Here is a 14,368-nt window from a genome sequence, read left to right as displayed (position 1 = left end):
TAAATGAATACAATGCAAATTCTTTTAGTCGTTATTGTTTCTTTCATTATCGGCTGTAGCTCAGTTAACGACCAGATTGAAACTTATCAACCCGTTATTGCTTGTTCCTTGATTGGTCTAGTAACAGGAAATCTCGAATTAGGGATTATGTTAGGCGGTAGTCTTCAATTAATTACCATGGGATGGGCTAACGTTGGTGCCGCTATGGCTCCAGACGCTTCTCTTGCAGCAGTTGCCTCAGCAATCATTCTAATCCAAGGAGGACAAGGTACTAATGGTATCGGTTCTGCTATTGCACTTGCAGTTCCCCTAGCTGTTGCTGGACTCGGTTTAACTATGATTGTTCGTACTGCTACAGTATTTATCGCACACGCAATGGATAGTCGTGCTGAGGCTGCAGATATTGCTGGTATTGAAAGATGGCATATGATTGGTATGTCTTTACAAGGTCTTCGAGTTGCAATCCCAGCTTTACTTCTAATGCTAATTCCATCTGAAGTTGTTCGTAGTGGTCTAGAGTCTATGCCACAATGGCTAACAGCAGGTATGACAATTGGTGGTGGTATGGTTGTTGCCGTTGGTTATGCCATGGTTATCAACATGATGTCTAGCCGTGAAGTTTGGCCTTTCTTCTTCCTAGGTTTCGCTTTAGCAGCTATCAATCAATTAACCTTAATTGGTCTAGGTATTATTGGTGTCTGTCTTGCAATCATCTACCTTGCTCTTGAAGCTAGCGGTACAAATAGTTCTTCTAATAATAACTCTGGTGATCCACTCGGAGACATTCTAGAAGACTTTTAATCAGGAGGGAATAAAATGGCTGAAAATAAAATTAATCTTACAAAATCAGATCGCTTTAAAGCTTTCTTACGTTCATACTTTCTTTTAAGTTCATTTAACTATGAGCGTATGCAGAATGGTGGTTTCGTTTATACCCTAATTCCTGCAATTAAAAAATTGTATACTTCTAAAGAAGACCGTGCTGCAGCTTTAAAACGTCATTTAGAGTTCTTCAATACTCAACCATTTATGGCTAACCCAATTTTTGGAGTCACTCTAGCACTTGAAGAAGAAAGAGCTAATGGAGCTAACATCGATGACGCTGCAATTTCTGGTGTTAAAATTGGTATGATGGGACCTCTTGCTGGAGCTGGAGACCCACTATTCTGGTTTACTCTCCGTCCTATTTTCCTTTCACTCGGTGCAAGTTTAGCTATTTCAGGGAACATATTAGGACCAATCGTTTTCTTTGTACTTTGGAATGCTATGGTTGCAGCAGTTAAATGGTATAGCCAAGAATTTGGATACAAAGCAGGGACAGCTATCACTGACGATTTATCAGGGAACTTACTTCAACAAGTTACACGTGGTGCTTCAATGATGGGGATGTTTGTTATTGGTGCTTTGATTCAACGTTGGGTAAGCATTACATTTACACCTGTAGTTTCTACTGTAAAACAACAAGAAGGTGCTTATATTGATTGGGAAAAATTACCTGCTGGAGCAGATGGTCTAAAAGAAGCTTTCACTCAGTTCGCATCTGGTAGATCTTTAGATGTAAATAAAGTTACAACTTTACAAGATAACTTAAATCAATTAGTTCCAGGTTTAGCTGCGTTAGCTTTGACTTTCCTATGTATGTATCTCCTTAAAAGAAAAGTATCTCCAATCGTTATTATTTTAGGTATCTTTGTTCTAGCTATTGTGCTTCACCTCATTCACCTTCTATAAAACAAAACTGACTTATGGTAAATTCTTTAAATACAACTGTAGATTATACTATTAAGGGCACTTGGTTTCGCGAAGGCCCTATCTATGGTAATATTCTAATTGGGGATCAATCTTTTGAATTTTATAATGATACGAAGTTACACGATTATATTCAAATTCCTTGGACGGAAGTAACTTTTGTAATTGCAGATGTTTATTTTGGTGGAAAATATATCCCACGATTTGAAATTCGTACAAAACAAAACGGTAGATTTCGTTTTTCTAGTAGAAATAGTCGTAATACATTAAAAATAATTCAGAGGAGAATCCCAAGGGAAAAGTTACGAAAAGCTCCTAGTATCATCTCAACACTTAAATTGGGCTTTAAAAATCTTTTTAAACTTATTGTTAAGAAAAAATAGTTCAAAATTCGCTCCAAACTTATAAATAATAAGCTCTCTATCAACTCAGTACTGTTGTGGAGAGCTTTTTAGTAGTTAAATTTCTTCAGTAGAAATGAAACGAAGAGGTAACATTTTATAATTTCTAAACAAAGGTGGAGTATTGTATCAGCTATAACCCCTGCTAAAAATGTTCATAATTTACTCTGTTAGATCATGTTTCATAACAATTCTTTTTTAGACATCCTTTCAAAAAGCATTTTCTTCTAAAAGGTATTACATTTTAAATCCAACTTAATTCTAATTTGTAAAAACGACCTGTTTTATAACTTGACTTACACCGTGTTCATCGTTACTTGATGTGATGATATTTGAATTCGATTTAACTTGTAAAGGTGCATTCCCCATAGCAACACCAAGACCAGCAGTTTCAATCATAGGAAGATCATTAAAATTATCACCAATTGTCATAACCTGCTCTAAAGTAAGACCGTAGTATTCTACCAACTCCAACAAAGCTTGTTTCTTAGATACGCATTTATTAGTTACTTCAAGATAATTATCTTTTGATAAATAAAAGTCTGTTTCAACAAAATTCATTTCAGACAATATTTTTTGAACTTTCTGAATAGTTTTAGATTCATCTATTAGTAATAATTTATGGATAATAGTATCTTCTTTTTTGATAAAATCTGATACATTAGTTACTATAGGAGTCTCACCAGTAATTCTTGCTTCATTTTTTACCCATTTATTAAAAGACTCTACAATCCAATCTTTTCCAGAATAAATATTGATAGACACTGTTGGAAACTCTCTTATAATAAATTCATATATGCTTATGAATTCTTTTTGATTAATGGAATGCTGGCTTAAAATTTTATCTCCTTTTGTAATAAGTGCTCCATTATAGCAAGCTATTGGTTCATTATGTATACCCAATGCTTGAACTATCGAAGCCATACCAAGAGGTGATCGTGCAGAAGAAAGTATAAAAGGAATTCTTTGTTCCTTTAAAGCAGGCATGAGTTCAATTAATTTCGTGTCTACTTGGTGTTTACTATCCAAAATTGTACCATCAATATCGCTTATAATTAGTTTAATGTTCATTATTACATCCTCCCTTCGGGTATAAAATAATAGTATTTCCCTCTAACTGTTTCTCTAATTCCATGTCTGGTTTTTTATCAGTAATCCAATAATCAAAGTCTGTTAATTTACCAAGAACAAAATGAGAGTGCCGATTTATTTTACTAGACTCAGCTAGTAAGATACGAATTTGGCTAGATTTAAAAGCTCTTTTTTTAACTAAAACATCTTCTTGATCCTCATAACAAACTAATCCATTTTCTATGCTAGCAGCTCCAAAAAACGCTAGATCTAGATGTATCTTTTCTAAAGCTTTTGTTTCCTCTAGAGAATAATAGAAACGATTTTTTTGATGAAACTTTCCGCCAAGTATATGAAACTCAATTTTCTCTTTTCCTCCTAGTATAAGAGCATTATCTAATGAATGGCTAAATACAGTGACTTTTTTGTCAACTTGTTTAGATAAAACTAGCATAGTTGTTGAAACATCTAAAAATAGAAAATCTCCGTTGGAAATTAGTTCATTAGCAAGCAATGCCATTTTCTGCTTTGATTCAGGAAATTGTTCTGTTCTACCTTGAAAACCAAGAATAGGCTGTCTATTAATAGGTAGTAATCCACCGTGTGTTCGTTGCGCTCGTTTTTCTCTTGCTAAAATTGCAAAATCTCTTCTAATCGTATCTTTTGATACATTGAAATGTTTTACCATTTCCTTTGCACTTAAACTCCCTTTTTCATCTAAAAGTTTCAGAATTTGCTCAAGTCTTTGTTCTTGATACATAACACAACCTCCTCTTATATATATTCTACTCCTTGCGTAAGTGTTTGTCAATAATTTTAAGTGTTTTTAAGCACTTTAGTGCTTTATAATTTGAACAAGATGATATCTTTCTTCGGTATCATGTAGTAATCAAGCATAGAAAAAAGGAACCAGGTTCTAAGCCTGATTCCTTTTTTCTATGCTTTTATTCTGCCAAGGCTCCCATTGGATCCCATGGTGCGAGTACGATTGGTTCTGCTTCATAGGCAGCTTGTTCTTCTGCTGTCAGCAATTCTTTGCGAACAACGATTTGGTAAGTGTATTCGTCCATCCAAGCGTCTGAGGCAACAAAGTAACCATCTGTACCGACCTTGTCTCCCCAAGAGTTTTCAACCTTCCACTTGGTTGACTTGCCATTTTCATCCAAATCAACACCTGTCAAGACCATAGCGTGGGTCATCAAGCTTTCGCTGTAGTCCAAACGTCCAGCCTTGTCTTGAGTGAGTTTAATATCCATGCTTGATTCAAAGTCATAAACATCTGTCGCAAGGATTCCAGCTTTACGGTTGCTGAGCTGACCAACATCAGAACCAAACCAAACAGTCTCACCTGCTTGCATTTGAGCAATTGCCAACTCTTTCAAGCGCTCCATTGGAACGTTGATGTAACGAACCGCACGGCTACCAACCACATTTCCTAACATCTCAACTGTGTAAGATTTGCCGTAAGGCTTGTCAGCGGTTGGAGCGTTGATAACAGAAACATAATCTTCTAGAGGAAGATTAACATATTTCTTGTAAAACTCTTGTGGTGTAATGCCCTTTTCACTTTGGTAGTTGTTATCTTTATCGCGATAAGAAAAGTCAAATTTACGTGGTGGAAGGCCTAGTGACATAGCAAGGAAGTTAAAAATTTCTTGCAAGAGGTCTTCTTTCTTAGCTTGAACAGTCGCTTGGTCTGCGCCAGAAGCAAGCAAGTCACGCAAAATTTGAGCATCTTGGCGAAGCAATTTGTTAAGGATTGCATTTAGCTCACGACTGCTACTAGATGAAACAGACTCAGGGTAAACTGACTTAGGCACGACACCGTATTTCTCAAAGAGAGAAACGACCATATCCCATTGACCTCCATCTTGTTGTGGAGTTTGGAGTAAGAATTTAACCTTACGGCTCGTCAAGTCTTGGTCTGCAGTCGCAATGACTTGCTCCAAGAACCAGTTTGATTTCTCATACTTGTCCCAGAAAAATGTGTGGGCCTGTGATAACTCAAAATTTTCTAGTTTGTATTGTGAGATAAGCTTGTGGCGGAAGGTGTTGAGAGCCGCAAACATCCAGCAACGACCAGACGCTTTCTGGTTGGTTACCTTGTCCTTGGTCAAATCCAATGAGAAAACAGGTGTGTTATCTACATGGCTTTGGCGACGTTCTAGAGCTGCAAAAATTCCGTTGTGGCTGGCAGCATTTTCAATCGCTTGGTATTTTACATTTGCTTCATAGTTGGCAAATAATTTATCAGTAAATGATTCTTGAATCGCGTTCATAGATTCCTCCTTTTATTCTACAGTCTATTATAACTCTTTTCACAAAGGAAGCAACTGAAAAACATAAAAGGCAAGGACATTGTCCCTCACCTTTTTCGAAAATAAACCAAACTAAGCAATACTTGCAAGGAGAACCTCTAATTCTTCCTTGGTCAAGCGACGCCATTCTCCTCGCTGCAAGTTCTCATCCAATACTAGAGTTCCCATAGTCAAACGTTGCAAGTCTATTACTTCCTTGCCACAGTAGGCCACCATACGCTTGACCTGATGAAACTTCCCTTCTGCAATGGTCACACGGATTTGGCTTTGATTCTTTTCTGTATCTATGGACACAAGCTCCAGTCTAGCGGATTGACAGGTAAAGTCTTTGAGAGGAATACCCTCAGCAAATATCTCCACATCTTCTTGGGCCATAATTCCCTTGACCTGAGCCAGATAGGTCTTATCCACATGACGCTTTGGCGAAAGAAGAGCATGAGCCAGCTGACCATCATTGGTCAGGAGCAAGAGTCCATGCGTATCGATATCCAAGCGTCCTACTGGGAAAACTTCCTTGCTCCGAGCAATATCATCCAGCAAGTCCAGAACGGTTCTGTGCTTAGGATCCTCAGTCGCTGAAATAACCCCTTGGGGCTTGTTCATCATGTAGTAGACAAACTCTTCATACTCCAGCACTTGCCCATCAAAGCGAATCTCATCTCCTTCTTCATCAATCTGCAATTTAGCTGATTTTTCTTTTTTACCATTTACCGTCACGCGCCCAGCCTTGAGCAAGTTTTTGACCTCAGTCCGACTTCCCACAGCGCAGGCAACTAAAAATTTATCTAATCTCATAGAACTATTATATCATACTCAAAAGGAGGCTGGTACAATGACCAACCTCCTTTTCGTTTCATACTCTTCAAAAATCTCTTCAAACCGCGTCAACGTCGCCTTGCCGTATATATGTCACTGACTTAGTCAGTTCTATCTACAGCCTCAAAGCAGTGCTTTGAGCAACCTGCGGCTAGTTTCCTAATTTGCTCTTTGATTTTCATTGAGTATTAGATTTAAGAAATTAACTTCCTCGTCTCCAGAAAATCGCTAAGACAATCATGGAACCTAGTACTGCCGGAATAATGGCAGTTCCTGCTATTATCGGTCCCCAAGTCCCAAAAAGCAAGTGGCCTATAAAGGCACCAATCCAGCCGAGAAACATTTTTCCAAAACATCCCATGCGTTCTCCACGATTGGTCAGAGTACCTGCTAAAAATCCCACTAGGAGACCAACGAACATACTTCCTATCATTTTTGCTCCTTAATTTGCCCAATCTCCGTTACGGAAGAGTGGTACACGTGTCCCATCCTCACGGATACCATCGATATCCATTTTGTTAGAACCAATCATAAAGTCTACGTGAACATCTGAACGGTTAAGCCCTGCAGCTTCAAGCTCCTCTTCGCTCATCTCCGCTCCACCAACAACGCTAGTTGCATAGGCTGCACCGATAGCCAAGTGATTTGACGCATTCTCATCGAAAAGGGTATTAAAGAAGGTAATGCCTGACTGAGAAATTGGGCTTGGATCTGGCACCAAGGCACATTCACCTAAGGCACGCGCACCCGCATTTTCAAAGACAAGGTCTTTCATGACCTGATCACCCTTCTCAGCTGAAATATCCACGATTTGTCCATCCTTGAAGGTTACTTTAATTCCTTCGATGATATTTCCATTATAGCTAAGCGGTTTTGTAGAAGTAACATAACCATCTGCGCGACGAAAATCAGGTGCTGTGAAGACTTCCTCTGTCGGCATATTTGGCAAGAATCCTTCGCCCTGTGCATTGATAGCACCAGCTGATTCCCAAACATGGTTCTTCGGCAAGCCAAGGGTCAAATCGGTCCCTGGCGCTGTGTAGTGAAGGGCTGAAAATTGCTCCTTATTAAGCATATCAGCCTTGCTCTTAAGGATAGCTGCATGATCTTCCCAAGCCTTAACAGGATCTTCTTCATAGACACGGCAAGTTTTGAAGATTTGGTCCCAAAGGAGATCGACTGCTTCTTCATCGCTCGCAGCATTTGGAAAGACTTTCTTAGCCCACTCAAGCCCAGCAGCTGCTGCTACAGTCCAGCTAACCTTGTTGGATTGAGTTGCGATACGCATTGGCTTCATCGCAAGTCCCATCGCTTTAGCAGAAGCTGATAGCTTGTCAGCATCCACTCCGTTCAAGGCACCCGGATCAGAAGAACGAACCCCAAGACGGCTAGCCTTGTTCTCCAAGAGATAGTTCATCTCAGCAATCTTGTATTCTGGCACATTGTCCAGACGCTCCATCGGTGCGTGAAGGAATTTCTCACGGTTGATGACATCATCTGTCCACTGAACAATAACCTCGTGCGCACCCAAAGCATAAGCTTCTTTGACGATTAAGTGAGCCAACTCACGTTGCTCCACATCGATAGAGAGAGCCAAGGTATGACCAGGTTGCACATTGATTCCGTTTGCAACCAAAAGCTTAGCGTATTTTTCTAGATTTTCTTTAAAATTTGGTAAAACCATGTTGTTTTCTCTTTTCTATTTTTATTTTTCTTTCAAAGCAGAGAATAATCCTGCTAAAGCAATGGCACCTGACAAGAGTGCTGTTGATAGAAGAATTGTCTGATCAGCAAGTTCTAATTGATATTCAAATACCTTCTCAGCCGGCTTGTCTTCCGCAAAAATTCTTAGTTTCATCTTTTTTCCTCCAAGACCTTAAAACAACTCATCAAACAAACTCAACTGGTTATCCTCTGGCATATTGCCCAGAACCCCCATTTCATCCATCTTTTCAACCAAGGTTGATGAGAGCCCTCCACGCTTGCGCAACTCTGTTTTAGAGAGGAATTCTCCCTCTTCACGCGCTCGCACCAACTGCTTAGCAACGTTCTCTCCCAGACCATCCATAGCAACAAATGGCGGGATGAGGGTATCTCCATCGATAAGGAACTCTGTCGCCTGACTACGATAGAGATCGAGTTTTCCAAACTTGAAACCACGTTCCCACATCTCATTGACAATCTCAAGAGTTGTATAAAGATCAATTTCCACATTAGAGGCTTCATTGTTCTTCCGTTTTTCAGAGATTTCTTCCATTCTGCGTTTGATGGCATCCAAGCCCGCCCCCATAGTCTTGATATCAAAAGCCTTAGCACGAATGGAGAAGTAAGCACAGTAGTAATAAATAGGATGGTGAACCTTAAAGTAGGCTACACGCAAGGCCATCATAACGTAGGCTGCCGCATGGGCTTTAGGGAACATGTACTTAATTTTTCCACAGGACTCGATATACCACTCTGGCACCTTATTAGCCTTCATAGCTTCGATATAGCCATTTCTTTCCTCTTCGGAAATCTTCAGCCACAAGCCCTTACGTACGCGTTCCATGATGGTAAAGGCCATCTTAGGTTCCAGACCCGCATGCATAAGGTAAACCATGATGTCGTCCCGACAACCGATAACAGTTGATAGGTCCGCTATTCCTTGTTTAATCAAATCTTGTGCATTGCCCAGCCAAACGTCGGTACCGTGGGATAGACCTGAGAGCTGAAGCAACTCCGCAAAAGTCGTCGGATGGGTTTCATCGACCATCCCACGTACAAAGTTGGTTCCAAACTCTGGAATCCCCAGCATGCCCGTAGGCGTTCCGATTTGCTCAGGTGTTACCCCTAACACATCCGTCCCAGAAAAGAGGGCCATTACGCCTTCGTCATCCATAGGAATTTCATTAGGGTCAATCCCAGACAAGTCCTGCAGTTTCCGAATCATGGTCGGATCATCATGTCCTAGTACATCGAGTTTGAGGACGTTCTCGTCGATATCATGGAAGTTAAAGTGAGTGGTCTGCCATTCAGCCGTCACATCATCCGCTGGATACTGGACAGGCGTAAAGTCGTAGACATCCATGTAGTTAGGAATAACAACGATTCCCCCTGGGTGTTGTCCTGTCGTTCGTTTGACACCAGCAGCTCCCTGGGCTAGACGTTCCACCTCTGCATCACGATAAAACTTGCCATAATCTCGCTCATAGCCCTTGACAAATCCATAAGCGGTCTTGGCAGCCACCGTACCAACCGTTCCTGCACGGAAGGCATATTCCTCACCAAAGATATCACGCACATCCAAGTGGGCGCTAGGCTGATCCTCTCCCGAAAAGTTCAAGTCAATATCGGGAACCTTATCTCCATCAAAACCAAGGAAGGTCTCAAACGGAATATCCTGCCCATTTTTGCTGAGTTTGTGACCACAGTTCGGACAGTCCTTATTGGGCATATCAAAACCTGAACCATAAGAACCATCCGTGATAAACTCACTGTACTGACACTGACCACAGACATAGTGAGGAGAGAGAGGATTGACCTCTGTAATCCCAATCATGGTCGCAACGAAACTAGATCCGACAGATCCTCGAGAACCTACCAAGTAACCCCGTTCATTGGAACGTTGCACCAGCATCTGGGAAGCCAGATAAATCACGGCAAATCCATTCCCCAGAATAGAAGTTAATTCTTTTTCAATCCGCAAATCGACAATATCTGGCAGTGGATTTCCATAAATCTCAAATGCCTTCTTATAGGTTAACTCAGCGACCGTTTCTTCAGCCTTATCGATAAAAGGCGTATACAAGTCACCCTTAACGACCTCAACGGGTTCAAAGATTTCTGCCAAAGCATTGGTGTTTTCAATAACCAACTTCCGAGCTAATTCCTCTCCCAAGAAGGCAAATTCATCCAACATCTCATTAGTCGTTCGAAAATGAGCCTTTGGAAGTGGTGCTGGTTGGGCATGTTCTCCATGACCGATAGTTCGGTTAATCATAGCCCCCTGTCCCAAACTACGGACGATAATTTCACGGTAAATCTCTTCTTCTGGTTCGATATAGTGAACATTTCCGGTAGCCAAAACGGGCTTGCCAAGGCGTTCTCCAACCTCTATCAAACTTTTGATAATGGTCTGGAGTTCTTCCATATCCTTAACCTGCTCCTTGGCAATCAGTGGCGCGTAGATAGCTGGAGGCATGACCTCGATAAAATCATAATACTTGGCCACCTCAACCGCCGCATCCACACCTTGAGAAACAACTGCATCGAAAACTTCGCCTTCAGAGCAAGCTGAGCCTAAAATCAAACCTTCCCGATGGGCATCTAAAACCGTTCTCGGAACCCGTGGCACCCCTTCAAAGTACTTGGTATTGGATAAAGAAACCAGCTTAAAGATATTTTTTAGACCTACCTGATTCTTGACATAGATGGTCGCATGCTTGATCCGAGCTTTTTTATAAGAATCTGGACTAATCAAATCGATGTTAAGTCTAGCCAAGTCGGTTACACCATGTTTTTCTGCCACCTCTTTGATAAAGATGAAGAGCAGACGACCAGTAGCTTCCGCATCGTAGTTGGCCATGTGGTGATGTTCTAAGGCCACACCAAAACGCTTGGTCAAAGGTCCCAAACCATGACGTTTATACTCAGGATAGAGGTTTCTAGCAAACTCCAGCGTATCAATAACTGGCTGAGTAATCTTTGGCAGACCATGACGCTCATAGTTGGCATTCATAAAGCCAACGTCAAAGGTCGCATTGTGGGCAACTAGGACCGTATCCTTGCAAAATTCTTGGAATTCTTTCAAAACTTGTTCTAGTGGTTTGGTATTTTTGACATGGTCATCTGTAATTCCAGTCAACTCAGTCGTAAAAGCTGACAAGGGATGTCCAGGATTGATAAATTCATCAAATTCAGCAATGACATTCCCCTTGTACATCTTAGAAGCCGCAACCTGAATCAAATCATTATAGATAGCTGAAAGTCCTGTCGTTTCCACGTCAAAAACCACGTAGGTCGCTTCTGACAAGTCCATCTCCACTTCGTTATAGACGATAGGTACACGGTCCTCCACGATATTGGCTTCCATTCCATAGATTAGCTGAATTCCAGCTTTTTTGGCCGCCTTATAGCCGTGTGGGAAGGATTGAACATTCCCATGATCCGTGATAGCAACAGCCTTGTGTCCCCACTTAGCAGCTGTCACCACGATTTCTTCAACCTCTGGTAGAGCATCCATGGTCGACATGTTAGTATGAGCATGAAACTCAACCCGGCGCTCACCTTCTGGCATCAAATCCTTCCGCTCATAGTGAACAACTTCCTGCACATCCTGCACATTCATAGTCAAATCGCGTGTGAAGTTATTCATCTCCACATTCCCACGCACTCGGAGCCAAGAATTTTTCTTGATTAGGTCAAATTTCTGGGCCTCTTCCTCATTTTTAACCCACTTTTGCATAGAAAAACTGGAAGTGTAGTCTGTCATTTTAAAGTTGATCAAAACACGCCCTGTTCTGGTCACTTTTTGCTCCACATCAAAAACAACCCCTTCAAAGACCAGACGATTTTCCTCCGTCGTCACTTCGATCATAGGAGTAATCTCCGCCTTATCTAGCTTTGGCTTAGCCGCAGCCTTTTTGGCCTGAAAATCAAAGGCTGGTTTCTCTTCCGCTGGAGGAGGTGCCATCTGTTCTAGTTGTTCCATAGCACGGAGCGCTTCCTCATTTGCTGCTTGAACAATCTGCTCATTTTCAGCATGAAAGGCCTCTTCCTGCTCTTGGGTCAGCACATCATTTTTCTCTACTTGACAATTAAAAGTTGGAAAACCAAACTTTTCAAGTTGTTTCGCTAAATTAGGAAGATGATTTTTCTTAAAGTGTTCCTTATCAATCGCCTCAGATCCTTCAATAAAGAGGTGATTACCTTCCGCACGAACTCGCAAATTCTGATAAAGGGACTTAAAACCTTGACTAGCACATGGCCTCTCAGAAAAAGCTTCTCTATAGTAGGACTGCAAGAGTTGATTTGAAAATTCTTGAGACAGAGTCTTGATTTCGAAAACAGCTTTATTGCCTGTCTTAGAAAATTCTTCGCTCAAACCTTTCTTTATTTCTAAAAAGATTTCAATCGGTAAAATATTAGAAAATACGAAATGAAACTCCCATACCTTACTAATTTTATGAACCACAACTCGCTCAATATCAGCCTGTGATAAAGCAGGATCCTGTCTCATTTCAGCAGGTATCCCCAATTGATTCATCAAAATTTCAAAACTATTTGACATTCATTTTCCTCACATTATTCTCCTACTATTTTACCATATTTAGAAAAAATATATAGCCAGTATCTTTCGTTAAGAACTGCTACTGTCTACAAACTTATTTCGCAAAAAAAGATTATCAGAATCTACTTAACTAATTTAAAAAAGTCCCAATTTCTAGATATACAGGACTCAAACATCAAGATTGTAGATATCATTAATATGGATCCCCACAAAGAAATCATCGCTAAACTGGACTATGAGGCTTCATCTTGTCCTTATTGCGGAAGACAAATGAAGACATATGACTTTCAAAAACCGTCTAAGATCCCTTACTTCGAAACGACTGGTATGCCTACTAGAATTCTTCTGAAAAAGCGTCATTTCAAGTGCTATCATTGTTCGAAAATGATAGTCACTGAGACTTCTAGCGTCAAGAAAAATCATCAAATCCCTCGTATCGTCAACCAAAAGATTGCTCAGAAGCTGATTGAAAAGACTTCTATAACCGACATTGCTCATCAGCTGTCTATTTCAACTTCAACTGTCATTCGCAAGCTCAATGACTTCCGTTTTAAGCATGATGTTTCACATCTTCCTAAGATTATGTCCTGGGACGTTGAAACAGTCAGGGGAGTGACTGTTTCAATCGGGAGATGAAGATGAGTTTCATTGCGCAAAATTTTGATAATCTCAGTATTATCACTCTTCTTGAGGGTAGAACACAAGCTATCATTCGAAATCACTTTCTTCGCTACGATATATCCATTCGTTATCAGGCGAAAATCATTACTATGGATATGTTTAGTTCTTACTACGACTTGACTAAACATCTTTTTCCGTGTGCTAAAATTCTTCTAGATCGCTTTCACCCTTCGTTATTATATTTCTAAACTCAGGCTAAAACAGTACACTGAACTGTTTTACTCCAACACTTGAACCGTACTATGAGTCGTGTACGTGTTCAAATCATGAATAAACTTAATAGAAAATTCCATGAGTACAAGACTATAAAGCCCTACTGGAAACTCATCCAACAAGATAGTCGGAAACTCAGTGAGAAACGTTTTTATCCCCCTACTTTTCATATGCACTTGACCAATAAAGAGATTCTAGACAAGCTTTTGAGCTATTCAGAAGACTTGAAAGATCACTATAATCTCTATCAGCTCCTACTTTTTCACTTTCAAAGTAAAGAGCCTGACAAATTTTTCGGACTCATTGAGGACAATCTAAAGGAGGTTCATCCTCTTTTTCAGACTGTCTTTAAAACCTTTCTCAAGGACAAAGAGAAAATCGTCAATGCACTTCAGTTACCCTATTCCAACGCCAAATTAGAAGCGACCAATAATCTCATCAAACTTATCAAGCGCAATGCCTTTAGTTTTCGGAACTTTGAAAACTTCAAAAAACGAATTTTTATCGCTCAGAACATCAAAAAAGAAAGGACGAACTTCGTCCTTTCTCGAGCTTAGCTTTTCTTCAACACGCTACAGTTGTTTAGTATAAAAAGGTACCTTAGGTACTCAGATAATCAATCGGGAAGACAGGATTCGAACCTGCGACACCTTGGTCCCAAACCAAGTACTCTACCAAGCTGAGCTACTTCCCGAGTTAAATAGAAAAATGCACCCTAGAGGAGTCGAACCTCTAACCGCCTGATTCGTAGTCAGGTACTCTATCCAGTTGAGCTAAGGGTGCTCATTATTGTATGCCGAGGACCGGAATCGAACCGGTACGATCGTTACCAATCGCAGGATTTTAAGTCC

The 14,368-nt window shown here is 40.5% G+C and carries 11 protein-coding genes, 2 tRNA genes and 1 pseudogene; 4 read left to right on the top strand and 10 right to left on the bottom strand.

Annotated features, from left to right (window positions below; all coding sequences use genetic code 11):
• The first annotated feature begins 3 nt into the window (after positions 1-3).
• From D8837_RS03220 to D8837_RS03210, 3 genes are read left to right on the top strand one after another with little or no spacing between them, the layout of a single operon-like run.
• A complete protein-coding gene (locus D8837_RS03220) occupies positions 4-801 on the top strand; it encodes a PTS mannose/fructose/sorbose transporter subunit IIC (RefSeq protein WP_001095147.1) in 798 nt (265 codons plus the stop codon).
• A gap of 15 nt (positions 802-816) precedes the next feature.
• Positions 817-1,731: a PTS system mannose/fructose/sorbose family transporter subunit IID gene (locus D8837_RS03215; protein WP_000829619.1), complete on the top strand. Its 915-nt coding sequence runs from the start codon at positions 817-819 to the stop codon at positions 1,729-1,731.
• A 14-nt stretch (positions 1,732-1,745) separates the two neighbouring features.
• A complete protein-coding gene (locus D8837_RS03210) occupies positions 1,746-2,132 on the top strand; it encodes a DUF956 family protein (protein ID WP_000248235.1) in 387 nt (128 codons plus the stop codon).
• A gap of 279 nt (positions 2,133-2,411) precedes the next feature.
• On the opposite strand, the gene D8837_RS03205 is transcribed toward D8837_RS03210, so the two are convergent.
• From D8837_RS03205 to D8837_RS03165, 8 genes are all read right to left on the bottom strand, one after another.
• The gene (locus D8837_RS03205) at positions 2,412-3,221 is read right to left on the bottom strand and encodes a Cof-type HAD-IIB family hydrolase (RefSeq protein ID WP_001022272.1); all 810 of its coding nucleotides are present in this window, start codon (positions 3,219-3,221) and stop codon (positions 2,412-2,414) included.
• Positions 3,211-3,981: a DeoR/GlpR family DNA-binding transcription regulator gene (locus D8837_RS03200; protein WP_000284185.1), complete on the bottom strand. Its 771-nt coding sequence runs from the start codon at positions 3,979-3,981 to the stop codon at positions 3,211-3,213. Before D8837_RS03200 ends, D8837_RS03205 begins: the two co-directional genes overlap by 11 nt.
• Positions 3,982-4,165: 184 nt before the next feature.
• Positions 4,166-5,500: an aminopeptidase C gene (gene pepC / locus D8837_RS03195; RefSeq protein ID WP_125456181.1), complete on the bottom strand. Its 1,335-nt coding sequence runs from the start codon at positions 5,498-5,500 to the stop codon at positions 4,166-4,168.
• 111 nt (positions 5,501-5,611) lie between these two features.
• Positions 5,612-6,334, bottom strand: coding sequence for a pseudouridine synthase (locus D8837_RS03185; RefSeq protein WP_125456180.1), 723 nt, complete (start codon positions 6,332-6,334; stop codon positions 5,612-5,614).
• 223 nt (positions 6,335-6,557) lie between these two features.
• On the bottom strand, positions 6,558-6,788 hold the full coding sequence (locus D8837_RS03180) for a GlsB/YeaQ/YmgE family stress response membrane protein (RefSeq protein ID WP_000580445.1): 231 nt from the start codon (positions 6,786-6,788) through the stop codon (positions 6,558-6,560).
• Between the two features lie 9 nt (positions 6,789-6,797).
• Positions 6,798-8,039, bottom strand: coding sequence for an aminopeptidase (locus D8837_RS03175; RefSeq protein WP_125456179.1), 1,242 nt, complete (start codon positions 8,037-8,039; stop codon positions 6,798-6,800).
• 21 nt (positions 8,040-8,060) lie between these two features.
• Positions 8,061-8,213 carry a hypothetical protein gene (locus D8837_RS03170; protein ID WP_000776626.1) on the bottom strand — a complete coding sequence of 51 codons (153 nt, stop codon included), beginning with the start codon at positions 8,211-8,213 and terminating at the stop codon, positions 8,061-8,063.
• An 18-nt stretch (positions 8,214-8,231) separates the two neighbouring features.
• Positions 8,232-12,623: a PolC-type DNA polymerase III gene (locus tag D8837_RS03165; RefSeq protein WP_125456178.1), complete on the bottom strand. Its 4,392-nt coding sequence runs from the start codon at positions 12,621-12,623 to the stop codon at positions 8,232-8,234.
• A 120-nt stretch (positions 12,624-12,743) separates the two neighbouring features.
• On the opposite strand from D8837_RS03165, the pseudogene D8837_RS03160 reads away from it, so the two are divergent.
• Positions 12,744-14,074 (top strand): annotated as a pseudogene (locus tag D8837_RS03160) (ISL3 family transposase).
• Positions 14,075-14,137: 63 nt separating this feature from the next.
• Here D8837_RS03160 and D8837_RS03155 read toward each other — a convergent pair.
• Together D8837_RS03155 and D8837_RS03150 are read right to left on the bottom strand one after the other, a co-directional pair.
• A tRNA-Pro gene (locus D8837_RS03155) sits at positions 14,138-14,211 on the bottom strand.
• A gap of 15 nt (positions 14,212-14,226) precedes the next feature.
• A tRNA-Arg gene (locus D8837_RS03150) sits at positions 14,227-14,300 on the bottom strand.
• Positions 14,301-14,368 lie beyond the last annotated feature (68 nt).

The sequence above is a fragment of the Streptococcus mitis genome, from assembly GCF_003942965.1.
Lineage (GTDB): Bacteria > Bacillota > Bacilli > Lactobacillales > Streptococcaceae > Streptococcus > Streptococcus mitis_BH.
This window is presented reverse-complemented; position numbering and strand designations above follow the sequence as displayed.